This is a genomic window from Streptococcus sp. 343_SSPC (genome assembly GCF_001072385.1).
Taxonomy (GTDB): domain Bacteria; phylum Bacillota; class Bacilli; order Lactobacillales; family Streptococcaceae; genus Streptococcus.
This window is the reverse complement of the sequence record NZ_JVKU01000008.1, coordinates 40,148-64,222: the sequence shown is the minus strand read 5'-3', so window position 1 is coordinate 64,222 and position 24,075 is coordinate 40,148. Positions and strand designations below refer to the sequence as shown.

At 38.2% G+C, this 24,075-nt stretch carries 22 protein-coding genes, 2 tRNA genes, 1 pseudogene and 1 other annotated feature; of the genes and pseudogenes, 18 read left to right on the top strand and 7 right to left on the bottom strand.

Annotation, left to right across the window (positions count from 1 at the left end):
* Nucleotides 1–109: 109 nt before the first annotated feature.
* The 5 genes from ADH27_RS09800 (at nucleotide 110) to ADH27_RS01285 (ending at nucleotide 2,526) form a co-directional block, all read left to right on the top strand.
* A complete protein-coding gene (locus ADH27_RS09800) occupies nucleotides 110–253 on the top strand; it encodes a bacteriocin (RefSeq protein ID WP_082160962.1) in 144 nt (47 codons plus the stop codon).
* Nucleotides 253–1,572 carry a sensor histidine kinase gene (locus ADH27_RS10400; protein WP_065426890.1) on the top strand — a complete coding sequence of 440 codons (1,320 nt, stop codon included), beginning with the start codon at nucleotides 253–255 and terminating at the stop codon, nucleotides 1,570–1,572. Before ADH27_RS09800 ends, ADH27_RS10400 begins: the two co-directional genes overlap by 1 nt.
* Entirely contained in the window at nucleotides 1,573–2,325 is a 753-nt protein-coding gene (locus tag ADH27_RS01295) for a response regulator transcription factor (protein ID WP_006595334.1), read from the top strand.
* A gap of 47 nt (nucleotides 2,326–2,372) precedes the next feature.
* Nucleotides 2,373–2,444, top strand: a tRNA-Glu gene (locus ADH27_RS01290).
* An 8-nt stretch (nucleotides 2,445–2,452) separates the two neighbouring features.
* Nucleotides 2,453–2,526 (top strand) — tRNA-Asn (locus tag ADH27_RS01285).
* 371 nt (nucleotides 2,527–2,897) lie between these two features.
* Here the strand turns inward: ADH27_RS01285 and ADH27_RS01280 are convergent.
* Nucleotides 2,898–5,486 carry a YfhO family protein gene (locus ADH27_RS01280; protein ID WP_048715127.1) on the bottom strand — a complete coding sequence of 863 codons (2,589 nt, stop codon included), beginning with the start codon at nucleotides 5,484–5,486 and terminating at the stop codon, nucleotides 2,898–2,900.
* A gap of 62 nt (nucleotides 5,487–5,548) precedes the next feature.
* Entirely contained in the window at nucleotides 5,549–7,171 is a 1,623-nt protein-coding gene (locus ADH27_RS01275) for an ATP-binding cassette domain-containing protein (protein WP_006595336.1), read from the bottom strand.
* Between the two features lie 143 nt (nucleotides 7,172–7,314).
* Nucleotides 7,315–7,540 (top strand) — a binding site (T-box leader).
* Between the two features lie 51 nt (nucleotides 7,541–7,591).
* Here ADH27_RS01275 and trpS point away from each other — a divergent pair.
* Together trpS and guaB are read left to right on the top strand one after the other, a co-directional pair.
* Complete coding sequence (trpS, locus tag ADH27_RS01270; RefSeq protein WP_048691007.1) at nucleotides 7,592–8,617, top strand: tryptophan--tRNA ligase; 1,026 nt, start codon at nucleotides 7,592–7,594, stop codon at nucleotides 8,615–8,617.
* Nucleotides 8,618–8,783: 166 nt separating this feature from the next.
* On the top strand, nucleotides 8,784–10,265 hold the full coding sequence (gene guaB, locus ADH27_RS01265; protein ID WP_048715125.1) for an IMP dehydrogenase: 1,482 nt from the start codon (nucleotides 8,784–8,786) through the stop codon (nucleotides 10,263–10,265).
* Nucleotides 10,266–10,345: 80 nt separating this feature from the next.
* On the opposite strand, the gene recF is transcribed toward guaB, so the two are convergent.
* Together recF and yaaA are read right to left on the bottom strand one after the other, a co-directional pair.
* On the bottom strand, nucleotides 10,346–11,434 hold the full coding sequence (recF, locus tag ADH27_RS01260; RefSeq protein WP_048715102.1) for a DNA replication/repair protein RecF: 1,089 nt from the start codon (nucleotides 11,432–11,434) through the stop codon (nucleotides 10,346–10,348).
* 1 nt (nucleotide 11,435) lies between these two features.
* Nucleotides 11,436–11,801, bottom strand: coding sequence for a S4 domain-containing protein YaaA (gene yaaA / locus ADH27_RS01255; protein ID WP_048715100.1), 366 nt, complete (start codon nucleotides 11,799–11,801; stop codon nucleotides 11,436–11,438).
* A gap of 152 nt (nucleotides 11,802–11,953) precedes the next feature.
* Here yaaA and yfmF point away from each other — a divergent pair, with 152 nt between their 5' ends.
* From yfmF to ADH27_RS01220, 7 genes are all read left to right on the top strand, one after another.
* Nucleotides 11,954–13,204 (top strand): EF-P 5-aminopentanol modification-associated protein YfmF, encoded by a 1,251-nt coding sequence (yfmF, locus tag ADH27_RS01250; RefSeq protein WP_048715098.1) that lies wholly within the window; start codon nucleotides 11,954–11,956, stop codon nucleotides 13,202–13,204.
* Nucleotides 13,201–14,487 (top strand): EF-P 5-aminopentanol modification-associated protein YfmH, encoded by a 1,287-nt coding sequence (yfmH, locus tag ADH27_RS01245; RefSeq protein ID WP_048715095.1) that lies wholly within the window; start codon nucleotides 13,201–13,203, stop codon nucleotides 14,485–14,487. Before yfmF ends, yfmH begins: the two co-directional genes overlap by 4 nt.
* A 96-nt stretch (nucleotides 14,488–14,583) precedes the next feature.
* A complete protein-coding gene (gene pgsA, locus ADH27_RS01240) occupies nucleotides 14,584–15,123 on the top strand; it encodes a CDP-diacylglycerol--glycerol-3-phosphate 3-phosphatidyltransferase (protein WP_048715093.1) in 540 nt (179 codons plus the stop codon).
* Nucleotides 15,124–15,951, top strand: a complete 828-nt coding sequence (locus ADH27_RS01235) for an energy-coupling factor ABC transporter ATP-binding protein (RefSeq protein ID WP_006595344.1) — start codon at nucleotides 15,124–15,126, stop codon at nucleotides 15,949–15,951.
* Entirely contained in the window at nucleotides 15,936–16,778 is an 843-nt protein-coding gene (locus tag ADH27_RS01230) for an energy-coupling factor ABC transporter ATP-binding protein (protein ID WP_048690995.1), read from the top strand. The genes ADH27_RS01235 and ADH27_RS01230 overlap by 16 nt, the downstream gene beginning before the upstream one ends.
* A complete protein-coding gene (locus ADH27_RS01225; protein WP_048715092.1) occupies nucleotides 16,771–17,565 on the top strand; it encodes an energy-coupling factor transporter transmembrane component T family protein in 795 nt (264 codons plus the stop codon). The genes ADH27_RS01230 and ADH27_RS01225 overlap by 8 nt, the downstream gene beginning before the upstream one ends.
* A gap of 171 nt (nucleotides 17,566–17,736) precedes the next feature.
* A complete protein-coding gene (locus ADH27_RS01220) occupies nucleotides 17,737–18,381 on the top strand; it encodes a LysM peptidoglycan-binding domain-containing protein (RefSeq protein WP_048715090.1) in 645 nt (214 codons plus the stop codon).
* A gap of 159 nt (nucleotides 18,382–18,540) precedes the next feature.
* Here the strand turns inward: ADH27_RS01220 and ADH27_RS01215 are convergent, their stop codons facing one another.
* From ADH27_RS01215 to sdaAB, 3 genes are read right to left on the bottom strand one after another with little or no spacing between them, the layout of a single operon-like run.
* A complete protein-coding gene (locus ADH27_RS01215; RefSeq protein WP_048715088.1) occupies nucleotides 18,541–19,170 on the bottom strand; it encodes an HAD hydrolase-like protein in 630 nt (209 codons plus the stop codon).
* 3 nt (nucleotides 19,171–19,173) lie between these two features.
* Complete coding sequence (gene sdaAA / locus ADH27_RS01210; RefSeq protein WP_048715086.1) at nucleotides 19,174–20,046, bottom strand: L-serine ammonia-lyase, iron-sulfur-dependent, subunit alpha; 873 nt, start codon at nucleotides 20,044–20,046, stop codon at nucleotides 19,174–19,176.
* Nucleotides 20,047–20,055: 9 nt separating this feature from the next.
* A complete protein-coding gene (gene sdaAB, locus ADH27_RS01205) occupies nucleotides 20,056–20,727 on the bottom strand; it encodes an L-serine ammonia-lyase, iron-sulfur-dependent subunit beta (protein ID WP_006595350.1) in 672 nt (223 codons plus the stop codon).
* Nucleotides 20,728–20,957: 230 nt separating this feature from the next.
* On the opposite strand from sdaAB, the gene ADH27_RS01200 reads away from it, so the two are divergent.
* The 4 genes and pseudogenes from ADH27_RS01200 (at nucleotide 20,958) to ADH27_RS01185 (ending at nucleotide 24,067) form a co-directional block, all read left to right on the top strand.
* On the top strand, nucleotides 20,958–21,500 hold the full coding sequence (locus ADH27_RS01200; protein ID WP_048715083.1) for a LysM peptidoglycan-binding domain-containing protein: 543 nt from the start codon (nucleotides 20,958–20,960) through the stop codon (nucleotides 21,498–21,500).
* Between the two features lie 204 nt (nucleotides 21,501–21,704).
* Nucleotides 21,705–22,826 carry a tRNA 2-thiouridine(34) synthase MnmA gene (gene mnmA, locus ADH27_RS01195; protein WP_048715081.1) on the top strand — a complete coding sequence of 374 codons (1,122 nt, stop codon included), beginning with the start codon at nucleotides 21,705–21,707 and terminating at the stop codon, nucleotides 22,824–22,826.
* 40 nt (nucleotides 22,827–22,866) lie between these two features.
* Nucleotides 22,867–23,466 (top strand): annotated as a pseudogene (locus tag ADH27_RS01190) (MarC family protein); the annotation flags it as partial.
* Nucleotides 23,467–23,611: 145 nt separating this feature from the next.
* Nucleotides 23,612–24,067 (top strand): NUDIX hydrolase, encoded by a 456-nt coding sequence (locus tag ADH27_RS01185; RefSeq protein ID WP_048715078.1) that lies wholly within the window; start codon nucleotides 23,612–23,614, stop codon nucleotides 24,065–24,067.
* Nucleotides 24,068–24,075: the final 8 nt, after the last annotated feature.

Sequence of the window (24,075 nt, the reverse complement as noted above, 5' to 3'; positions counted from 1 at the left end):
ATGAACCAAATAGCGAAAATGTTAAAAAAGTCTTTGATTTTTTACTAAAATTTATGTATATTAAATTTAATAATTTAATGATCAAATAAATTATAAGGAGATTTTTTTTATGAAAAACAATCCATCGACAGTTTCTAAAGCATTTAAGGTTCTTACAGAAAAAGAATTGCAGCAAATTTGTGGAGGAGATAAACGCAAAAAAAATAATTTTTCTGATCTTATTGGGCTTATTTTTGGTAGAGGAGGAAACTGATGTTTCTAAATACCCTATTCTCAATTTTAACTATTTTTACAATTTTTTTATCTTTTTTAAAAATTGATCAAAAACTTAATAAATATAGTAAACAATTGATTTTAGGATCTGGTGTTGTTGCTGTATTTGTCATCACAGTGGTCTTAGATTACTTTGATTTACATATTGATTATCTAATGTTATGTCTATGGCCACTATTTCTTTATCTTTATTACTATTTTATTTGTAATCTTCAACGTCAGATAGCGGTTCTTTACTCATTCATCATTTATCTAGCAGTTGAAAGTACAGATACATTTTTATCTGTAATTACTTCTTCTATTTTTGGTGATAGTATAATTAACCAATACTCTGATTATTACTTTTTAACTATTCGAATTATCTCACTTATTTTAATTATGAAGGTATTAACGATTCTCGAAGTGAATCTTCTCTATTTTAAAGAGCGGGTTTTTAAGAAATTTGTCCAGCAATTGATCGTTAGTTATCTTATTTTAACCTTAGTATTGAATGCTTCTCATTGGATAAGTGATATTGCTCATTTCAATAGTTTTGGTAGCATGGTAGCAACGATTTGTTTCTTGATCTTTATCGGAACCATGGTTCAAATGAAGACGGTTCGAGATCGTTATGAAAAGAAAATGGAGTTGAAGCAAAAGAGGTTCGAACAACGCCAAATGGAGCAGTATATGAATAAAATTCAAGGCCTCTATTTAGAATTAAAAGGTTTTCGTCATGATTTTGGCAATATTATCACTTCCTTAAATTTAGCGATTGAGGAAGAAAATATTGAGGATATTAAACGAATTCAAAGAGATGTTCTTGAAGAATGCTACGGTCAACTCCAAAAAGAAGAATATACAGGATTTGACCTAGGAAATATTCGAGATTCTGCTTTGAGAAGTATCCTAAGTAGGGGATGGATCTATGCGGAGGAAATGGGTGTCAAACTAACCTTTGAAACAGAAGATATTATTGAAAAGGTTCCCATGAGATTATTGGATCTTGTACGAACCGTCGGAATTTTAGTCAATAATGCTATTGAAGCTGCTAAAATGAGTCAAGAAAAAGAAGTTCAAATAGCGATTTTTAATATGCCGAATGGAGTGCATCTGATCATAAAGAACTCTATTTCTGATGAACCGATTAATTGGAATAAGCTCTATGAAAAGGGATTTTCAACTAAAGGGGATCGTAGAGGAATGGGCCTTGCGATTGTAAAAGAGCTTATTGGAGAATATGCTGCTATTTTTCTAGAGACAGAGTTGATCAATGGAAGATTTACGCAGAGCTTAGTTATTGGAGAGAAAGGAAGATAGATGAATATTGTATTGCTAGAGGACGAAATTTCTCAACAAGTTCGAGTAGAGAAACATGTGAAAGCTATCGCTGAGGAGGAAGGCCTACGATTAAATATTGTTTCCACCAGTAAAATAACTGAACTAAAGGAATATCTAACCAATGGTGATTTTCATCAGCTTTTCTTCCTTGATATTGATATCAAAGGGGATGAAAAAGCTGGTATCAAGGCAGCTCAAATGATTCGTGAGGTCAATCCTTTTGCGATTATTGCCTTTATCACGACGAAATCGGAATTTGCTACCATTACCTATCGTTACAAGGTATCAGCTCTTGAATTTATTGAAAAAACCTTGAATGAAAACTTATTTAAAGAAAAAATTCGAGAATGCATTCTTTACTTGAAGAAGAATGTGATTGAAAATAAAAATATCATTGATTTCTTTGAGTATAGTTTCAAAAATATGGAAATTCGAGTGCCATATCGAGATATATTGTACATTGAGACAACTGGAGTTTCCCACAAATTGCGACTTGTTGGAAAGAATTTTCAAAAGGAATTTTTAGGGACTATCAAGGATATACTTGAAAAAGATGTGGACAATCATTTCTTCAGTCCTAATCAGTCTTATCTAGTGAATCAAAGAATGATTGTCAATTTTGATCGTCGCAAGAGACTCTTGATGTTAGAAGAGGAGACAACTTGCCCTGTTTCTCGTACACAGGTGAAAAGAGTCGAAGAATTATTAAATAAAATACAGAAAAAGGCTTGACAATTTTTGAATCGATGGTATAATGGGATATGTTCTGTTAATGACATGGTCCGTTGGTCAAGGGGTTAAGACACCGCCTTTTCACGGCGGTAACACGGGTTCGAATCCCGTACGGACTATATCTCATTCCGCCATAGCTCAGTTGGTAGTAGCGCATGACTGTTAATCATGATGTCGTAGGTTCGAGTCCTACTGGCGGAGCTAAACTAGCATCCTAAGGGATGCTTTTTTTGTAAAAAATAAGAGCCCCTTCCAACTGAAGGGGCTTTCAGATTAAAGACAAAGTCATCTTAGAAACTTTCCTTAGGTGAGTACGGACGTCAGCGAACTTCGAAGAAGTTCCATGACTTAGTTTTGAGCCTGAGGTCTCAAAACTCCCGAGTGTTAGAAACACTAGTGTTTCTAACACTTTTATCACAGCAGAAAGTTTCAGTGTATGTTTGAATGAGCCTAATTAGCTCAGTGTTTATTATTTTATTTTTTTTCAGCATCACTTAGGTTGCTGGATATAATACAGTTTGTCTACATTCTAAGAGCCCCTTCTAATTGAAGGGGCTCTTTATGATGCGAATTTACTGATTTTTTGAGGATTGAGATTTCTTTCGAATAGCATTGTAGCAAACGAAGGAAAGAATTCCGAGTAGGAAAGCGATGGTTCCTTCTTTTAACCCATGTGGAACGAACTGTAGAACAACTTGTCCTTTTCCTTTAGGGACATCAACAGCCATAAATCCTTTTTGAGCCCTTCGAATAGGGACAGGTTGATTATTGATCGTCGCTGTCCACCCTTTATCATAAGGAAGGGTGAAAAAGAGACTTGTATGGTGGTCTGCTGAAAAATCTGCAGTAACGGTATTTCCTTTGGTTTGAACATGAACTTCTTGTTGGTGCAACCTTTCAAAGGCTTCCTGGTAGGCTTGAAGGTTCAAAGCAAAAAATTCTGGAGTTTGGAAGGTTACTGTAGAATTTTCAGGGAAGGCAATTCGAACCTTAACAGTTTCTCCTGCTGTAAAGTGACCAATGGTGAAGAATGGAAAGACATTGTCTGTTGTATAGCGGTTGACTTGGCCATTCGTAATGATCTCCACATCGGTATAATCTTCATTCTCAAATTCTAAAGAAGGAAGGTTTACATAAAGTTGACTATCGTTTTGAACATAGAGCTCATATTCGATACTGGCATAAGTCAGAAAACTATCTGCTTCAACTTTGGCCTTTTGAGGTCCTTGAGAAGGATCGTCTGCACCAGTTTTCAGTGGATGTAATCGCTGATAGTAAGTCAACGATTGACCCGTTAGATGATTGAGAAAGTTCTTTTGGTTATCTAAGGTTAGATTAGAAAATGGGATATCCTTGTAGGGACTTGCGGTTAGAAATGCTAGTGAAAGAGCTTTTTCATTTTGATACAAGGTCTGATTTCCTTGCGTTTCCAATTTATGAAAAGCAAACTTTTGGGGATTCCTATCTGAAATATTGTATTTGATCCCGAACAGACTGTCCATTAGTAATGTATTGTTTTGATAGCGCAAATTCAAGTTGGTTCCATCTGATTTAAAACCGAGTTTATCTAGGGTCGAACTGGTATCTGTATTTCTGACAGATGAAAACTGGGAGATCCCTCTAAAATTATATTTCATGCTGTCATTACCTGTTTGAGGTTGGAGAATCTCTGTTCGGTAAAAATTATGATCATCCTGTAAACTTCTTGTCAACTTATTAATTGCTGGAATCTTTCCTTGGTAAGAAGAACGAGCTGCAAATACCCATTCATTTGCAATCCCATCGATCTGATAATAGCTGTTTATACTGATTTCAAACAGACAGAAGAAGAGAATAACAGCAGAAAAAATTGGATAAGAAAGTTTACGAACTGTAAAGGCAAGTGTCACAATAAAGAATACAAGAAGGAATTCTAGTGTCAAGACAAAATGACTGCTTGTCAAGAAAGGATAGTGCTTGCGATAGAGAAAGGTAAGGATAAATCCAATGCTAACTAAACTGAAAGCTAGGCAGAGTCGTTGCCAATTGATTTCTTTTATCCGATTTAGTGCTTCTGCCGCCATGAACAAAATAGTCAATGAAAAAAGCCAGGCATAACGGTGAAGAAACATATTAGGAGCATGCATCCCTTGCCAGAATAAATCTAGAGCTTGTAAATAGAAACTTGCAATAAGAATGACTAATAAAGTCAAATAAGCTAGTTTCACGTGAAACCGAATCGATTTGACAAAGAAAAATAGAAAGGCAAGTAAGAATGGAAATAGACCAACATAGATCATAGGGATAGCCCCATATTTTGTTGTATCAAAACTACCAATTAAATTCTTTGCAAAAACGTCTAAGTACCAACTATTTTCTGTAAAGGTTCTTGTAATCTTTGTAAAGTTTTCCCCATGAGTTCGTAAATCCAATATGGTGGGGTAAATCATGATTAAGCTAGTGACCCCTGCTAAAATTGACACAATTGTAAAGTCAAAGAAAGAAGATATTCTTTTTTTAAAGTCCCAGGAAAGCTGAGTAAAATACCATAAAGTCAAGAAGAGAGCCATCATAAATCCAAAATAATAATTTTGGATGAAGAGGGTAGTCAAACTTGTAAAGTAGAGAACGTGCCTCTTTTGAGTCATTAAACGGTGTAAACCTAAGAGAATGAGCGGAGCCAAAATGAAGACATCGAGCCAGGTTTTGATTTCAATCTGACTGATGGAAAAACTCATTAACGCAAACAAAGTTGACAGTGAAAGAATCAAGAATTGTTGCAGTTTAGGATAGATTCCCTTAATGGAATAATAAGTTGACAACCCAATCAAGCCTATTTTTATCAGTGTAAAGAGATAGACGGAATCAACCATGGATAAACTGTCAAAGAAGAAGACAAAGGGAGATAGAAAGCTTCCTAAGTAATAGCTGGAAAGAGCGTAGAAATTTAAGCCGAGTCCACTTGTAAAGCTGTAAAGGAGGCTGTCGGTTCCGTGTAAAATATTTCGTAAGGTAACGTCGAAAATAACGTATTGATGAAAGCCATCACCTAATAAAGGAGAAGTTTCACTCCCCCAATAAATACCCTGACTGAGGTAAACGAAAAATAAGATTGTAAAGGGAAGTAAAAAAGCTGTAAAGTAAAAGATGATGGGGTGTGATAGATATTTTTTAAATTTCATATAGTCTATTGAAAGACCCTGAAACAAGGGTTTCAGGGTTTTTGATTCTTTGGAGTGATTTCTTAGTCTTTCCAAAGTTCTTTAACTTTTGCTTGAACTTCTTGGTTTTCTAAGAATTCATCATAGGTTTCATCAATCCGGTCAATGACACCATTTTTTGAAAGAACAATGATATGGTTGGCAAGAGTTTGAATAAACTCATGGTCGTGACTGGCAAAGATGATCGATTCTTTGAAGTTTTTCAATCCATCGTTCAAGCTTGAAATTGATTCCAAATCCAAGTGATTTGTAGGATCGTCAAGTACAAGAACATTTGACTTCAAAAGCATGAGTTTTGAAAGCATCACGCGCACCTTTTCTCCCCCTGACAAGACGTTGACAGGCTTGTTAACCTCATCTCCAGAGAAGAGCATGCGTCCCAGGAATCCACGAAGGAAGGTATTGTCATCTTCTTCTTTACTTGCGAATTGACGCAACCAGTCAAGAATCGACTCACCACCTGCAAAGTCAGCTGAATTGTCTTTTGGTAAGTAAGAGCGACTAGTTGTGACGCCCCACTTGACAGTTCCTTCATATTCGATTTCACCCATAATCGCGCGGATCAAGGCAGTGGTTTGGATGTCGTTTTGTCCGATAAGAGCTGTCTTGTCACCTGGACGTAAGATGAAGCTGATGTTGTCAAGAATAGTTTCACCGTCAATCTTTACAGATAAGTTCTCTACTGTCAACAGATCATTCCCAATTTCTCGTTCCGCTTTAAAGCTGATAAATGGGTATTTTCGGCTAGATGGGACAATTTCTTCTAACTGAATCTTGTCAAGCATCTTTTTACGCGAAGTTGCCTGTTTCGATTTTGACGCATTGGCAGAGAAACGAGCCACAAATTCTTGTAATTGTTTGATTTTTTCTTCTGCTTTAGCGTTCCGGTCTGCTAACAACTTGGCAGCTAGTTCAGATGATTCTTTCCAGAAATCATAGTTACCAACATAGAGTTTGATTTTTCCAAAGTCCAGGTCGGCCATGTGGGTACATACTTTATTCAAGAAGTGACGGTCGTGAGATACAACGATAACGGTATTCTCGAAATCAATCAAGAAATCTTCTAACCAGGTAATGGATTGAATATCAAGACCGTTGGTTGGCTCGTCCAAAAGAAGGACGTCTGGCTTACCAAAGAGAGCTTTGGCTAGGAGGACTTTTACTTTATCCCCATTTGCCAGTTCACTCATATTTTGGTAGTGGAGCTCTTCTGGAATATTCAGATTTTGGAGGAGTTGTGAAGCTTCACTTTCTGCTTCCCAACCACCTAGTTCAGCGAATTCTCCTTCAAGTTCTGCTGCGCGGACACCGTCTTCATCTGAAAAATCTTCCTTCATATAGATAGCATCTTTTTCCTTCATGATGCTATAAAGTTTTTCATTTCCCATGATAACGACATCAATGGCACGCTCATCTTCGTAGTCAAAGTGATTTTGACGAAGAACAGAAAGACGTTCGTCTGGTCCAAGAGAAATATGACCAGTTGTCGGTTCAATATCCCCAGCTAAGATTTTTAAAAAGGTTGATTTTCCAGCACCATTGGCCCCAATCAAACCATAGGTATTTCCTTCTGTAAATTTGATGTTGACATCATCAAAAAGTTTACGATCACTAAAACGTAGTGAGACGTCTGTAACTGTTAACACGTATAGTTCTCCTCTTTTTCTGTCTATATAAGCCTATTTTACTAGAAAACGCTTGATTTTTCAATGAATACCCTTATGCATTGGAGGAAGTCATTTAGTCTGTAGAAAAGGGTGAAGAGCTTGACTTTCCTTTGATGTCATTATATAATGAAAAGCAATCAGAAGAGTAATTTGTATTCGTTTTTTAGAGAGCTTATGGTCGCTGAAAATAAGCAACGAAACAGAATGAAATGGACTGATGTTCAAATAGAATCTTAACCAATAGAGATTCGGCTAGCAGGCCTTATGTGCAGCTCATTTGTGATGAGTCAGAGAGAACAGCATATGCTGTTCTAAGTGAGGTGGCACCGTGTCTCAGACGCCCTCGCATAGTTTTTGCTATGCGTGGGCTTTTATTTTGTACTTCAGGGAGGAAGAAAAATGACCAAGCCGATTATTTTAACTGGAGATCGCCCGACTGGGAAGCTCCATATTGGACACTATGTCGGTTCGTTGAAGAATCGAGTTCTTATGCAAAATGAAGACAAGTACCAGATGTTTGTCTTTTTAGCCGATCAGCAAGCCCTAACGGATCATGCTAAAGATCCGCAAACCATTGTTGAGTCTATTGGAAATGTTGCTCTAGATTATTTAGCAGCTGGCTTAGATCCAAAGAAATCAACCATTTTTATTCAAAGTCAAATCCCTGAGCTAGCGGAATTGACCATGTATTACATGAATTTGGTCTCTGTTTCACGTTTGGAACGAAACCCAACCGTTAAGACAGAAATTGCCCAAAAAGGATTCGGAGAGTCTATTCCATCTGGTTTCTTGGTTTATCCTGTTTCCCAAGCTGCAGATATTACCGCTTTTAAAGCCAATCTCGTGCCTGTTGGAACTGACCAAAAGCCCATGATTGAGCAAACTCGTGAAATTGTTCGTTCCTTTAATCATGCGTATCATTGCGATGTCTTGGTTGAACCGGAAGGAATTTTCCCAGAAAATGAGGCCGCGGGTCGTTTGCCTGGCTTGGATGGGAATGCTAAGATGTCTAAATCTCTTGGAAATGGTATTTATTTAGCCGATGATATGGATACTTTGAAGAAAAAGGTCATGAGTATGTATACAGATCCTGAGCATATTCGTGTCGAAGATCCAGGAAAAATCGAAGGAAATATGGTTTTCCATTATTTAGATGTGTTTGGAAAAGAAGAAGACCAGGCGACCATTCAAGAAATGAAAGACCATTACCAACGGGGTGGTTTAGGAGATGTTAAAACCAAACGCTATTTGTTAGAGATTCTTGAAAGAGAGTTGGGACCTATTCGCGAACGACGGATTGAATTTGCTAAAGATATGGGACAAGTTTATGATATGCTTCAAAAAGGTAGTGAAGTAGCGCGTTCGGTTGCAGCAGAAACCCTTGATCAAGTCAAATCTGCTATGGGCTTAAACTATTTCAAGTAAGCTCTTGATATTGAGATGATTCAATAAAAAAATGATTCAAAAGAGGTTCCAACACCTCTTTTTGAAATATTGTACAAATGATTGACAAATTATCTTAGAATGGTATGATATTATCAATCAAAAAAGACGAGCTTGGCTCAAAAAGAAAGAAAAGAGGAAAATGGGAATGTCAAATTGGGACACTAAATTTTTGAAAAAAGGTTATACCTTCGATGATGTATTGCTCATTCCAGCTGAAAGTCATGTATTACCAAACGATGCAGATCTTCGTACAAAATTGTCGGATAACCTTGTGTTGAATATCCCAATCATCACAGCTGCGATGGATACAGTTACTGAAAGCCAGATGGCTATTGCCATTGCCCGTGCTGGAGGACTTGGGGTTATTCATAAAAATATGTCCATTGCCCAACAAGCAGATGAAGTTCGTAAAGTAAAACGCTCTGAAAACGGCGTTATCATTGACCCATTTTTCTTAACACCTGAACATACCATTGCTGAGGCAGACGAACTTATGGGACGTTACCGGATCAGTGGTGTACCTGTGGTTGAAACCTTGGAAAATCGTAAACTAGTAGGGATCTTGACCAACCGTGACCTACGCTTTATTTCTGATTATGATCAACCAATTTCCAACCATATGACCAGCGAGAATCTTGTGACTGCACCAGTTGGTACAGATTTAGAAACAGCTGAACGGATCCTTCAAGAACACCGTATTGAAAAATTACCATTGGTGGATGAAAATGGTCGTTTGTCAGGTTTGATTACCATTAAGGATATTGAAAAAGTTATTGAGTTTCCAAATGCAGCGAAAGACGAATTTGGTCGTCTTTTAGTAGCAGGTGCTGTCGGAGTTACATCTGACACTTTTGAGCGTGCGGAAGCATTGTTTGAAGCTGGTGCGGATGCTATTGTCATCGATACAGCCCATGGTCATTCTGCAGGTGTTCTTCGTAAAATCGCTGAAATTCGCGCTCATTTCCCAGATCGCACCTTGATTGCAGGTAATATTGCTACAGCTGAGGGAGCGCGTGCTCTCTATGATGCAGGTGTTGACGTGGTTAAGGTAGGGATTGGACCTGGTTCAATCTGTACAACTCGTGTGATTGCTGGTGTCGGAGTTCCTCAAGTTACAGCGATTTATGACGCAGCTGCTGTTGCGCGTGAATATGGAAAAACAATCATTGCTGACGGTGGGATCAAGTATTCTGGAGATATTGTAAAAGCTCTTGCTGCTGGTGGTCATGCAGTCATGCTTGGATCTATGTTTGCAGGAACAGATGAAGCACCAGGTGAAACTGAAATCTTCCAAGGACGTAAGTTCAAGACTTATCGTGGTATGGGATCTATTGCAGCAATGAAGAAAGGTTCAAGCGACCGCTACTTCCAAGGTTCTGTTAATGAAGCCAACAAATTGGTTCCAGAAGGAATCGAAGGTCGGGTTGCTTATAAGGGTTCAGCAGCCGATATCGTCTTCCAAATGATTGGTGGTATCCGTTCTGGTATGGGCTATGTTGGAGCTGCCAACCTTCAAGAATTGCATGAAAATGCACAATTTGTTGAAATGTCTGGGGCAGGGTTGAAAGAAAGCCACCCACACGATGTCCAAATTACCAATGAAGCACCAAACTACTCTGTTCAATAAAAAATAAAAGTGTGAAATCATAAGATTTCACACTTTTATTATGTCAAAAAGTTGTCAATAAAAATTGACAACCTTGTTAATTATTCGTCAACGTGACCTGAGTGAATATTAAAGATTTTTAAGTCTTCAGGCAAGTCTTTTAGGTGATCTAAGGTAGTAGTTGTGATAAATGTTTGGATGTCACGAGAGATAACTTCTAGTAAATGTAGTTGACGATTGTTGTCAAGTTCACTCATAACATCGTCTAAGAGTAAAATCGGCTTTTCATTCGTCAGTGATTCAATTAATGAAATCTCTGCTAATTTTAAGGAAAGAACAACACTGCGGTGCTGCCCTTGGCTACCAAAAGTCGCATTCATATCATTGATGTAAAAGCTAATGTCGTCTCGGTGAGGACCAACACTGGTTGTTTTTTTGATGAGATCTTTTGTCCGATTTTCTCGAAGCAAGGTAATAAAGGTTTGGCGAAGTGTCTTCTCATCTTGAAAAGGAATGGAGGAATCATACCGAATAGATAGTTTTTCAGTTTGATTCGAAATTTCAAAATGTTTCTCTTGCCCAAAGTCTTCTAATTTTTTAAGAAAATCTTTCCGATGGATGCAGACCCGGCTACCATAATCTGCTAATTGCTCATCCAAAACATCTAAAAAGGTTGGGTCTACGGTAGTTGCCGTTTTTAAGTAACTGTTTCGCTGCTTTAAAACATGATGATAGGCTGTTAAATCTGATAGATAGACGGGTTTCATCTGGCCTAAATCAATATCAATAAACTTGCGGCGAAGAGCGGGTGAGCCTTTAACAAGTTGTAAATCCTCTGGAGCAAAGAGAACTACATTCATGTTACCGATATAGGTTGATAACTTGCTTTGTTTTAAGTGGTTCACTTTAGTGACTCGTCCTTTTGAGGATAAGGAAATTTCTAAAGGGATTGAGCCGGTTTTTTTTTCTAAGATCCCTGAAACAGTAAATTGTTCCTCTTGAAAATGAATTAAATCTTTATCGGAACGGGTCCGATGGCTGCGGGTCAAGGCTAAAAAGTAGATGGATTCGAGGAGATTGGTTTTTCCTTGAGCATTTTGGCCTAAGAAAATATTCAAACCAGAGTGGAATTGAAGATCTACTTCTTTATAATTTCGAAATTTCTGAATGTGTATGGATTTAAGCCACATATTATGTTCCTGGGAAACGAACAGGCTTCCGCTTATTCTCTTCTTTTTTGGTTTTAGAATGTTTTTTCTGTTCTTGGTTTAATTTCTTCACCAATTGAGTAACACGTTCTTTTTCTATCTTGTCAGCTTGGTAGTCTTCAATTTCTTCTGGACTAGGTTGTGTTATCGTTATGATTTCCTTCTCACCAATCACTTCAATTGTATCTCCGACTCGTAACTTACGTCCTCTTCTGGTTTCCACTTTTCCATTGACCTCTACTTGATTTTCGTGTAAAAAGGCTTTGATGGCTCCACCGCTTTGGATGATTCCCAGTTCTTTAAAAAGGGCTTGTAGTGTGATAAATTCATCAAAAAGTTTATAGTTCATAGTTCACCTCAATGATAGTTATTATACCACAAAAGGATGAAAAACCTAAAATAGGGCGAGTCGGTGTAAACGATTTTTAATCTGTCTGGGAAAGATTTTACAGGGATTTCATGATATAATGAAGAGTAATATTTGTTAGAACGAGGATGACGATGGAATTAGTTACTGGTGTTCGAATCCATTTTATGAAATCAGAAAAATTTAAGACCAATGAGATTAAAGTGCGATTCTCTGCCCCCCTTTCTGAAGAAACAATAGCAGGACGGGTTCTAGCATCACGCATGATCGAAACAGCTAATCAACTTTATCCAACTTCCCAGCAATTTAGAGAGCAGTTGGCGAACTTGTATGGAGCCAATTTTTCTACTTCTGTTTCAAAACGCGGCCAAATGCACTACATTGATATTAATTTATCCTATGTCCGTGATGCTTTTTTGAGTAAGAAAAATGTCTTGACAGATCAGATGTTGGATTTATTAAAGGTATCTCTGAATGCTCCTCTTGCAGAAAATGGATGCTTTCATTCAGAAACTTTTTCAGTAGAGAAAAAAAATCTCGTTACAGAACTAGAAGCAGAAATTGAAAATCATTTTTATTATGCTCACCAACAATTGAATCGTTTGTTTTATGATCAAGCTGATATGAAACTAAGTAAGTATGGAAGTGTCCAGCAGATTCAGAATGAGGATGAAGGGTCAGCTTATCAAGCATTTCAAGAAATGCTTCAAACAAATCTGATTGACTTTTTCTTTATGGGTGATTTCAATGAACTAGCAGTCATTGAAAAGATTAGTGAATTTGGTTTACAACCTCGTAAATCTCATGTCGATCTATTTTATGCCCAATCTTTTTCAAATGTTGTCAGAGAAGGACTCGAGCAAAGAGATACTCATCAATCTATTTTAGAGTTAGGCTATCACTTTCCTGTGCAGTATGGAGCGAAAGAGCATTTTGCTTTAATTGTTTTAAATGGTTTACTGGGTGCTTTCTCTCACTCAAAATTGTTTACAGTCATACGAGAAAAAGAAGGATTGGCTTATACTATCTCTAGCCATTTTGATATTTTTTCTCATTTTATGCGTATCTATGCAGGGATCGATCGGAAAAATAGAACCCGGACGATGACTCTGATGAGTCGTCAAGTGAGTGACTTGAAGAGAGGTAAGTTTACAAGTGAAGAGCTGCGCTTGACAAAAGAAATGATTATAAATGCTGCAAAATTGTCGCAGGATCGACCTGGAACCTTGATTGAAAAAGCTTATTTACAATCCACTTTAGGAAAACAGTTCTTGTCAATTGATGATTGGATTCAAGCCATTCAACTGGTGACAAGAGAAGATATTATGGCTGTTGCCAAATCACTCAAATTACAAGCGGTCTATTTTATGGAAGGAAGAGAATGATAAAGAAAGATTTGGAGAAAATAGATTATCCAGCTGTTGGAGAATGTGTTTATCAGACAAGTCTCCAAAATGGATTGAAGTTATATTTAATTCCAAAAGCGGATTTTAATGAAAGCTATGCAATCATTTCTACTAAATTCGGTTCTGTTGACACAAGATTTACAGTAGATGGAGTAGAGGGAATAAAAGAATTTCCTGCAGGGATTGCACATTTTCTTGAACATAAATTATTTGAAGATCAAGATGGTCAAGATTATTTACAACATTTTGTAAAGCTGGGAGCTGAAAGCAATGCTTTTACTAGCTTTACACAAACCAGTTATCTTTTTTCGACTACTTCGAATGTCAATGAAAATCTGAGATTGTTACTGGAAATGACACAATCTCTTCATCTTTCAAAGGATTCTCTAAAGAAGGAACAATTGATTATTCAACAAGAAATCGAAATGTACCAAGATAGTCCTGACTACCAATTATTCTTTAGGGCGCTGGCAAATCTCTATCCTGGTACACCATTGGCCCAAGATATTGCTGGTACTGTATCTTCTCTCTCTCAAATTGATAAAGAGAGTTTACAGGATAATTTCGATTTGTTCTACCAACCATCCAATATGCATTTAGTGGTTGTTGGAAATTTTAATCTTGACAGTCTTGTTAACCTTGTTTCTGAATTCGAGATGAAGACCTCATCAAATCCTCTTCCTCGTATTTCACCCGTAGACTTGAATCCGGTTGTTCAAAATGAGACAAGTCGGATGGAAGTTGCTTCACCAAAATTAGCAATTGGTATTCGTGGAAGAAATCAGATTTCTCCTCTTTACCAGTATCGCTATAAGATTATCCTCAAATTATTGTTTGCAATGATGTTTGGGTGGACATCCAAGCGATTTCAGTCGCTTTATGAAGTTTGTAAACTTGACAACTCCTTGACACTAGAAATTGAAGTAGAGTCTTCCTTTCACTTTGTGATGTTAACGATGGACACTTCAGAACCTGTTAGTATATCCCATCAGTTCAGAACGGCCATTAAGAATTTTGAGAAAGATCCTGATGTGACCCAAGAGCATTTGGATACAATTAAAAGTGAAATGTTTGGTGATTTTTTACATGGTTTGAATTCTTTGGATTATATTGCTAGTCAATTTAATCCAATTGAGACGGGTGAAAACCTATTTGATCTTCCAAAAATTTTACAAAGTATTTCTTTACAAGATGTTGTAAAGGTTGGACGAGATTTTGTCAACTCTTGTGATATGACGGACTTTATCATTTTTCCTAAATAATCTGAAAAGAATGGAATAACGATTTTGTCGAATTAAATCGATGTCGGTTTTGTCAATTAGATGTAAACTATCATGTAAACTAGTAAGGAGACTAGAATGAAAAAAGAAAATATCCCAAATGCCTTAACACTGATTCGAATTGTGTTTATTCCTATTTTTATTTTGATGCTAATATTTGGCAAAGGTTATGGTTGGCATGTGGCAGCAGCAATCGTATTTGCAGTTGCAAGTATCACTGATTATTTAGACGGTTATCTGGCTCGTAAATGGAAAGTTGTTAGTAACTTTGGGAAATTTGCAGATCCTATGGCTGATAAGCTTCTTGTCATGTCTGCTTTTATCATGATGATTGAATTAAAGATGGTTCCGGCTTGGATAACTGCAGTTATTATTTGCCGTGAATTAGCCGTTACTGGTCTCCGCTTGTTATTGGTTGAAACAGGAGGAGTTGTTTTACCTGCAGCTATGCCTGGTAAAATTAAAACCTTCTCACAGATGTTTGCCATTATTTTCCTTCTCTTCCATTGGGATTTATTAGGTCAAATAACACTTTATATTGCGCTAATCTTTACAGTTTACTCTGGATATGAATACTTTAAAGGCAGTGCCTACCTCTTTAAAGATACCTTTAGATAAATGAATAATATTATAGAAGTTCGTAACCTTACATTTAAATACCAAAAAACAGATGAGAACCACCAGTTAAATGATATTTCGTTTCACGTGAAACATGGTGAATGGTTATCCATTATTGGACATAACGGAAGTGGCAAATCAACAGTAGTCCGTTTGATTGATGGCTTGTTGGAACCCGAATCTGGTCAAATCTATATTTCTGGAGATTTGTTAACTCCTGAAAATGTTTGGGATAAACGTAGTGAAATTGGCATGGTTTTTCAGAATCCGGATAACCAGTTTGTTGGAGCTACAGTAGAAGATGATGTGGCGTTTGGATTGGAGAACCAAGGAATTCCAAGAGATGAAATGGTGCAACGAGTAGACGAAGCTTTGAAGATGGTCCGCATGGATGAGTTCAAAGATCGCGAACCCGCTAGGTTGTCCGGTGGACAAAAGCAACGGGTGGCCATTGCCGGAATTATTGCTTTACGACCTAAAATCATCATTTTAGATGAAGCGACCAGCATGTTGGATCCTGAAGGGCGTCTAGAACTAATTCGTACGGTTCGAGAAGTTAAAGAACGATATGGGTTAACCGTTATTTCTATTACCCATGATTTAGAGGAAGTTTCCCTAAGTGATCGGGTTATTCTCTTTGAAAAAGGAAAAGCGACCTTGGATCTGACTCCAAGAGAACTCTTTTCTCGAGATGATCTAGATGAAATTGGATTAGAAGAACCTTTCGCTAATCGATTGCGTAGCATGTTACATCAAAAAGGTTTTCCAGTTGGAGAAACCTATCAGACTGAAGGAGAGCTAGAGAAACTATTATGGGAATTGCTTTAAAACAGCTTAGTTATACCTATCAAGAAGGTACTCCTTTTGAAGGAGCGGCTCTTTTTGATGTGAATATAGAAATCCCAAGCGGTTCTTATACAGCTCTAATTGGGCATACTGGAAGTGGAAAATCAACCATCCTCCAATTATTAAATGGTTTGCTTTTGCCCAGTCGAGGGGAAGTGCAAATGAATGATATGCGCATTAGTTCTGAGTCTTCTCAAAAAGAGCTAAAGGATCTTCGGAAAAAAGTGGGTCTCGTCTTTCAATTTCCAGAAAGTCAACTATTTGCTGAGACTGTTGTAAAAGATGTCGCATTTGGGCCTCAAAATTTTGGAGTAGACCAAGAATCAGCTGAGAGCATTGCTAAGGAAAAATTACGCTTAGTCGGTCTTTCTGAAGAGTTGTTTGAACGGAGTCCCTTTGAATTGTCTGGAGGGCAAATGAGACGGGTCGCTATTGCAGGCATTTTAGCGATGGAACCTGAAATTTTGGTCTTGGACGAGCCGACAGCTGGTTTGGATCCGTCAGGTAGACGGGAATTAATGAAGCTATTTGCGTCACTTCATCAAGCTGGGATGACCATCGTTCTTGTGAGTCATTCTATGGAAGATGTGGCAGAATACGCAAATCTTGTTTATGTTTTGGAAAAAGGACGAATGGTGAGGTCTGGGCATCCAAGGGATGTATTTCAGGATGTAGAAGGATTAGAAAACATACAATTAGGTGTACCGAAAGTGACGAAATTTGCTTGGCGCTTGCGCCAAAAAGGACTATCTTTGCCAACTTTACCAATCACTTTACAGGAGTTTAAGGAGTTAATTGGACATGAATAGCATGATTTTAGGACGATATGTACCAGGTAATTCCATTCTCCATCGTATGGATCCAAGGGCAAAGTTACTAGGACTTTTCTTACTAATTATTATTTTGTTTTGGGCCAATAATGTGATGACGAATGCCCTGTTGTTTTTGTTGGCCTTTGCGTTGATTTTGAGTGCCAAGATCCCCTTCCGCTTTTTTATTAATGGCCTGAAATCGATGGTCTTTATCATTGCTTTCACCACACTCTTTCAGTTGTTTGCGACGACTGGCGGTAAGACATTATTTCAATTTTATTTTTTGACTGTAACGGATAAAGGACTTGCTCAAGCTGGTGTGATCTTTTGTCGTTTTATTCTCATTGTTGTATTTTCAACGATTTTAACACTGACAACAACGCCCTTAAGCTTAGCAGATGCCGTAGAAAAGTTGTTAACTCCATTTAAAATCATCAAAGTTCCTGCTCATGAAATTGGACTCATGTTGTCTATGAGCCTTCGTTTTGTCCCCACTCTAATGGATGATACGATTCGCATTATGAATGCACAGAGAGCTAGAGGGGTTGATTTTGGAGAAGGGAATCTCCTTCAGAAGATCCGCTCTTTTATACCGATTTTAATTCCCTTGTTTGCATCAAGTTTTAAACGTGCAGATGCTCTTGCAATTGCCATGGAGGCAAGAGGTTATAAAAGTGGAGAGGGAAGAAGCCGATATAGGCAGTTAAAATGGCAAGTCTTAGATAGTGTAGCGATTCTGTCTGTAGTAGCAGTTGGTGCTATCATTTTTTGGTTGAAATATTAGAATACCACCACTACATATAGGGGAATTTTTCTAAAAAAATGAAGAAAAACGCTATTTATAGCGTTTTTTGCATGAAAAATACATGATTTTGTAACCTTTGTAACATAAATTATAACTAACTGTAACATTTAATGTGTAAGATAGTATTATGTTCGAAAGGAGAATGTATTGATGAACACAAAAAAAGTCCAATGGACATTAACTTCTATTATCTCAGCTCTTTCACTTTTTGTTTCTGGTGTGGTAGTGAATGCTGAAACATACGAAGTGAAAAATGGTGATACTTTATCAGAAATTGCGATTAAGAATAACACTACTATCGAAAAGCTTGTTGAATTGAATCAAATCAGCAATCAAGATTTGATCCACGCTGGTCAAATTATTGAGTTGGGTGAACGTTCAAATTCATTGATCAACAAAGTAAATACTGCCACAGTAAGTCAGGAACCTGGAGTCGAGGCTTCGACAAATCAAGTAGCGGCTTCAACAACAACTACTGCTAATGCTACTTATAATGCAGCACCTGTTGTTACGAATTCTGGAAATGGGATTGTACTTGCTAATGGGAATACTGCTGGAGAAACTGGATCCTATGCAGCGGCTCGAATGGCTGAAATGACAGGTGTTCCTGCATCAACTTGGGAAGCCATTATTGCCCGCGAATCAAATGGTCAAGTGAACGCAGCAAATCCATCTGGAGCTAGTGGTCTTTTCCAAACAATGCCAGGTTGGGGTTCAACTGCTACAGTTGATGATCAAATCCAAGCGGCTTATAATGCCTATTCAAACCAAGGACTTTCAGCTTGGGGATACTAAAAAAGAGGGGAGACCCTCTTTTTATTTTGTTTCATATATTGACGAGAACGTAAAGAGTTGTAAATAAGAATGACTTTATTAGTCAACTTTTGTGACAATTATCTTTGATTCTGACATGAAAAGATTAGTAAAAGAAGTTTACAAAATTGTAAACCTCTTTTATGAATTTAAATAAGCGAGTAACTCTAGAGGAGAGTCTAGGATGGTATCAGGCAATTGTTCTTTTAATTGTTCTAGAGGTGCAAACCCCCAACTGACTGCAATTGTGTGAATACCAATGGTTTTTCCCCCAATGATATCAAATTTAGTATCCCCAACAATGCAAGCTTCCTCTTTTGGAATTTGATGATCCACTAGTACACGCTGAATGATATCAGCTTTGTGCATGGATCCTGGGATAGAACCATAAATCCCTTCAAAGCAATCACTAATTCCTAGTGAATGGGCTATTTCGAGACTCACTTCCTGATTCTTAGAGGTGGTGATGAATAAGTGATAACCCAATTCCTTCAATTGTTGAAGGAGTTCTTTGATACCTGGGTAGAGATAGGTTTGTTGTTGGCCAGTTTCTTTGTAATAGGTGCGATAGATTTCTACAGCTTTTGTGACCAGTTCTTTTGGAAGATGGTTTGTAAATGTAACTTCGAGTGGAGGGCCCATAAAGGTTCGAATAGTCTCTTTATCAGGAGCAGGAACTCCTAGCACCTTGAAAGTGTGTAGAAAGGTGGTTTCAATTCCTTCGGAACTATCGACTAAAGTCCCATCCAAGTCGAAAAATATGTACTTCATAGGTTAGTCTCCAAATATTTCATGCTGTAGTCGTTTCCCAGTTGGAGTCGCTGCTAGACCACCTTCAGCCGTTTCTCTAAAGGCAGTTGGTAGGCTAGATCCAACTTGATACATGGCGTCAATGACCTCATCGACAGGGATTTTGGATTCAATTCCTGCTAGAGCCATATCCGCTGCAATATAGGCATAGCTTGCACCCATAGCATTTCGTTTGACACAAGGAACCTCTACCAGTCCTGCAACGGGATCACAAATTAAGCCTAACATATTTTTGATGACGAAACAAATGGCTTGGCTAGCTTGGTAAGGACTTCCCCCAGCAGCCAACGTCAAAGCAGCTGCACTCATGGCTGCCGCGGAACCCACTTCGGCTTGACAGCCTCCCTCGGCTCCTGAAATCGATGCATTGTTGGCAATAACCAGGCCAAAGGCTCCTGCGGCCAATAAGAACTCCAATTGTTGGTGCTCATCTAAATGGAGTTTCTCGATGGCTGAAGTAAGAACAGCAGGTAAGCAACCGGCTGATCCAGCAGTGGGAGTAGCACAGACTAAGCCCATTTTTGCATTGTGTTCGTTGACAGCGATAGCATTTTTGGCTGCGGTTAGGACAGTATAGTCGGAGAGGGCTTTTCCAGATCGAATATAGCGATCCAATTTTGCAGCATCTCCTCCGGTCAAGCCACTTCTAGAAAGTTGGTCATTGAGTCCAAGATGAACGGATTCTTTCATCACCTCAAGGTTTCGTGTCATAAGAGTCAGAACTTCTTCGCGCTCGCGACCAGTTAGTTCAAACTCAGTTGCAATCATTAATTCTGCGACATTTCCTTCATAGTGGAGGGTCGCTTGTTCAACTAGTTCGGTAATGGAATAAAACATGGGGTCTCCTTATTGAAAGAAATTCACATTGTGTAAATGGGGAATTTGACGGATTAACTCAATAGCTTCGTCACAATTACGAGAATCCACTTCAATAATCATAATAGCCTTTTCACCGGCTTTTTCACGGGTTACGTTCATTTGAGCGATATTGATATCATAGCGGGAAAGGGCTTCTGTCACATGGGCAATCATCCCAGGAACGTCTTGGTGAACAATAATAATAGTTGGGGTGTTCATGTTTAGAGAAATTGCAAAGCCATTTAACTCGGTAACTTGTATGTTTCCCCCACCAATGGAAATTCCTGTGACGGAGATGGTTTTGTGATCATTTTTCACCGTGATGGTCGTCGTATTTGGATGAGGAGCATTGCTCTCCTTTTGAATAGACCAGACGATTCGAATTCCTCTTTCATGGGCAATTTCAAGACTATTGGGAATTCTTGGATCATCTGTGTCCATACCCAAAATACCAGCTACAAGGGCCAAGTCTGTCCCGTGGCCGCGATAGGTTTTGGCAAAGGAATTAAACAACTGAAATTCAACTTCTGTTGGATCCTCTCCAAAAATAGAAGAGACAATTTTTCCAATACGAACAGCTCCAGCAGTGTGGCTACTGGAAGGTCCAATCATAACCGGTCCAATAATATCAAATACGGATTGGAATTTAAGCGAATTCATCAGTCAGCTCCTTAGGGTTTCTTTTCTTTCATTATAACAAATCTAGGGCATGTTTTCTTCTATTTAAGAGGGAAATTTTGTTTTAAACTTAAAAGATACTTAAAACTAGTTTATTTTAGGTGTTTTTTATTCTTGCTAACATATTATTGAAACATTTGACGTGATTTCATAAAGTTTTTGAAACATTTCTTCTGTAAGATAAAGAACATACAGAAAAGGAGTGTAAAACCATGAATAAAAAAATCTTTGTAAAACGTGTAATCGGACTGAGCTTATTATCAGGAATGTTTATTCCCGTCCTTGCCAGTGCAGAATCTTACACTGTAAAGTCAGGTGATACCTTATCAGCTATTGCTAAAAATAAGAATACAACGGTTGATGCGATTGCTCAGAAAAATAAGATTAGCAATGTTAACCTTATTACAGTTGGTCAAGTTCTAGAGATTGAAGATGACAAGGCAACAACTAATACTACAGAGCAAGCTAGCACTAGTAAAGCTAACACTGGACAAGCAACAACTACGGTATCTGCTTCAGATGGCTTAAGTGCCGAAGATGCAGCGGCTAAAGAATGGATTGCCCAGAAAGAATCAAGTGGCAGTTATACAGCACAAAATGGCAAATATTATGGTCGTTACCAGTTATCCCTTTCTTATTTAAACGGTGATTTATCCGAAGCAAATCAGGAAAAAGTAGCCAATCAATATGTTGTCAACCGCTATGGTTCATGGTCGGCAGCTAAAAACTTCTGGCTGGCCAATGGTTGGTATTAAAATAATTTAGAAGAGTTCTTTACTAGGACTCTATTTACTTTACGGACTTGTAAACATATTGATACAATAGCCAATAAGAAGGATGGCAAGATGCTTGTTTTCTACTATAAAGCGTGTTACAATTGATAATGCTCAAAACGACCTTCAATCGTTGAAGCAAACCACGACCTTCAATCGTGAGAAACGAAAAGATGGGAGAAATCTATGAGTGATAACTCGAAAACACGTGTTGTTGTTGGAATGAGTGGTGGTGTCGATTCATCTGTAACAGCTTTGTTGTTAAAACAACAGGGTTACGATGTCATTGGCATCTTCATGAAAAACTGGGACGACACAGATGAAAATGGCGTCTGTACAGCTACGGAAGATTACAAAGATGTAGCAGCAGTTGCAGATCAAATTGGCATACCTTACTATTCTGTCAACTTTGAGAAAGAATACTGGGATCGTGTCTTTGAATACTTTCTTGCAGAATACCGTGCAGGCCGGACACCAAATCCGGATGTCATGTGTAATAAAGAAATCAAATTTAAGGCCTTCTTAGATTATGCCATGACACTCGGTGCCGATTATGTAGCCACGGGTCACTATGCGCGTGTGGCGCGTGATGAGGATGGCATTGTTCATATGCTACGCGGTGTTGACAACGGGAAGGATCAAACTTATTTCCTTAGCCAGTTGTCACAAGAACAACTTCAAAAAACCATGTTCCCGTTGGGACATTTGGAAAAACCTGAGGTTCGCCGGTTGGCTGAAGAGGCTGGATTGGCAACGGCTAAAAAGAAAGATTCCACTGGGATCTGCTTTATTGGAGAAAAGAATTTCAAAGAGTTTCTAGGGAACTACCTCCCTGCCCAACCAGGCCGAATGATGACCGTAGATGGACGGGATATGGGTGAGCATGCCGGTTTGATGTATTATACGATCGGTCAGCGGGGTGGACTTGGAATCGGTGGCCAACAAGGTGGGGACAATGCTCCTTGGTTTGTCGTTGGTAAAGATCTGAGTCAAAATATTCTGTATGTCGGTCAAGGATTCTATCATGAAGCACTGATGTCAACAAGTTTACAAGCTAGTCAAGTTCACTTTACACGAGAGATGCCAGAAGAGTTTACATTGGAGTGTACAGCCAAGTTCCGCTATCGCCAGCCAGATTCCAAAGTGACTGTGCATGTCAAGGGTGACAAGGCAGAGGTAATTTTTGCAGAACCTCAACGGGCCATTACACCAGGTCAGGCTGTTGTCTTTTACGATGGTGAAGAGTGTCTCGGTGGTGGACTAATTGACAATGCTTATCGAGATGGTAAAGTTTGTCAGTATATCTAACTGGAGTTAAGGAGCTAAGTAAAAGCGATGAGTTCTCAATTTTTTTTATGCATTTATGGCATTTTTCGCTATAATGAACCCAATTTCAAATCTTCCTGCTTACATGGCTTTAGTAGCAGATGATAGTCAAAAAATTTCACGAAAAATTGCTTTTAGGAGTCTTTTGATTGCCTTTGTTATTGTAACTGTTTTTATCTTTTCAGGAGATTTCATTTTTAAAGTATTTGGAATTACAATTGTTTCTTTCAGAATTGCTGGTGGAATATTAGTGGCCGTTATCGGTTATCATATGATTAATGGTAATCATTCACCTAGCTATAAAGGAATGGAGCAGCAAGCAGTAAATTCAGATCCAATGTCTATTGCTATTTCTCCTCTTGCAATGCCACTTTTTGCAGGACCAGGTACAATTACAACTGCTTTAAGTCTGGCTAATGGAGGTTTGCAGAATCAACTGATGACCGTAGTTGCTTTTGCTCTACTATGTGTCATCACTTATCTCCTGTTAAGAAGTGCAAAACAAATTGCAGGCTTCTTGGGAGAAAATTTGATGAAAATTATAACAAAAATGATGGGACTTTTACTATTCTCGATAGGAATACAGATGATTATCGTCAGTGTGCAGACCTTGCTCAAATAGTGATTTGCATTGACAAAACGATTTGATTTGATAAAATAACTTTAACAATAGTCATGATGGTCAAAGCTCATGGATGTTGTAGGCTTTTTTGTCCTGCACTTCTCAGAGTTTTGACTATTTTTGTGTGATTTCGAAAGGAAGTAAAATGAGGCAACAGGATTTTCGGACGAAAATAGGTTCTACTGTTTTTGGTGTGAGAGCGACTGCTTTGATTGTAAAAGACAATCGCTTGTTCGTCATAGAAGATGAGGACGGTTTTTATACAATCGGAGGTGCTATTCAAGTGGATGAAGCTACTGAAGATGCCGTAGTTCGAGAAGTAAAAGAGGAACTTGGGGTCGCATCTAGAGCGCTTCAGTTAGCTTTCATTGTTGAAAATCGCTTTGAACAAGCTGAGGTCCACTATCATAACATTGAATTTCATTATTTGGTGGACTTACTGGAAGATGCACCGTTAACCATGCAAGAAGATGCGAAGCCATTACCTTGCCGGTGGCTTGCTTTAGATGATCTACATACTGTTAATCTGAAGCCGGCATTTTTAAAAACCGCCTTACCAGATTGGGACGGACAATTACGACACATCCATCTTAAAGAATAGGAGAAAAA

What these genes read in the sequence shown, in the direction of transcription:
- yaaA (WP_048715100.1), bottom strand. Translation starts at nt 11,801, where the DNA reads ATGAACTATAAACTTTTTGATGAATTTATCACACTACAAGCCCTTTTT.
- ADH27_RS01220 (WP_048715090.1), top strand. Translation starts at nt 17,737, where the DNA reads ATGAACACAAAAAAAGTCCAATGGACATTAACTTCTATTATCTCAGCT.
- pgsA (WP_048715093.1), top strand. Translation starts at nt 14,584, where the DNA reads ATGAAAAAAGAAAATATCCCAAATGCCTTAACACTGATTCGAATTGTG.
- recF (WP_048715102.1), bottom strand. Translation starts at nt 11,434, where the DNA reads ATGTGGCTTAAATCCATACACATTCAGAAATTTCGAAATTATAAAGAA.
- sdaAA (WP_048715086.1), bottom strand. Translation starts at nt 20,046, where the DNA reads ATGTTTTATTCCATTACCGAACTAGTTGAACAAGCGACCCTCCACTAT.
- ADH27_RS01280 (WP_048715127.1), bottom strand. Translation starts at nt 5,486, where the DNA reads ATGAAATTTAAAAAATATCTATCACACCCCATCATCTTTTACTTTACA.
- ADH27_RS01200 (WP_048715083.1), top strand. Translation starts at nt 20,958, where the DNA reads ATGAATAAAAAAATCTTTGTAAAACGTGTAATCGGACTGAGCTTATTA.
- ADH27_RS10400 (WP_065426890.1), top strand. Translation starts at nt 253, where the DNA reads ATGTTTCTAAATACCCTATTCTCAATTTTAACTATTTTTACAATTTTT.
- guaB (WP_048715125.1), top strand. Translation starts at nt 8,784, where the DNA reads ATGTCAAATTGGGACACTAAATTTTTGAAAAAAGGTTATACCTTCGAT.
- mnmA (WP_048715081.1), top strand. Translation starts at nt 21,705, where the DNA reads ATGAGTGATAACTCGAAAACACGTGTTGTTGTTGGAATGAGTGGTGGT.
- ADH27_RS01230 (WP_048690995.1), top strand. Translation starts at nt 15,936, where the DNA reads ATGGGAATTGCTTTAAAACAGCTTAGTTATACCTATCAAGAAGGTACT.
- ADH27_RS01225 (WP_048715092.1), top strand. Translation starts at nt 16,771, where the DNA reads ATGAATAGCATGATTTTAGGACGATATGTACCAGGTAATTCCATTCTC.
- ADH27_RS01185 (WP_048715078.1), top strand. Translation starts at nt 23,612, where the DNA reads ATGAGGCAACAGGATTTTCGGACGAAAATAGGTTCTACTGTTTTTGGT.
- yfmF (WP_048715098.1), top strand. Translation starts at nt 11,954, where the DNA reads ATGGAATTAGTTACTGGTGTTCGAATCCATTTTATGAAATCAGAAAAA.
- sdaAB (WP_006595350.1), bottom strand. Translation starts at nt 20,727, where the DNA reads ATGAATTCGCTTAAATTCCAATCCGTATTTGATATTATTGGACCGGTT.
- ADH27_RS01295 (WP_006595334.1), top strand. Translation starts at nt 1,573, where the DNA reads ATGAATATTGTATTGCTAGAGGACGAAATTTCTCAACAAGTTCGAGTA.
- ADH27_RS01235 (WP_006595344.1), top strand. Translation starts at nt 15,124, where the DNA reads ATGAATAATATTATAGAAGTTCGTAACCTTACATTTAAATACCAAAAA.
- ADH27_RS01215 (WP_048715088.1), bottom strand. Translation starts at nt 19,170, where the DNA reads ATGAAGTACATATTTTTCGACTTGGATGGGACTTTAGTCGATAGTTCC.
- trpS (WP_048691007.1), top strand. Translation starts at nt 7,592, where the DNA reads ATGACCAAGCCGATTATTTTAACTGGAGATCGCCCGACTGGGAAGCTC.
- ADH27_RS09800 (WP_082160962.1), top strand. Translation starts at nt 110, where the DNA reads ATGAAAAACAATCCATCGACAGTTTCTAAAGCATTTAAGGTTCTTACA.
- yfmH (WP_048715095.1), top strand. Translation starts at nt 13,201, where the DNA reads ATGATAAAGAAAGATTTGGAGAAAATAGATTATCCAGCTGTTGGAGAA.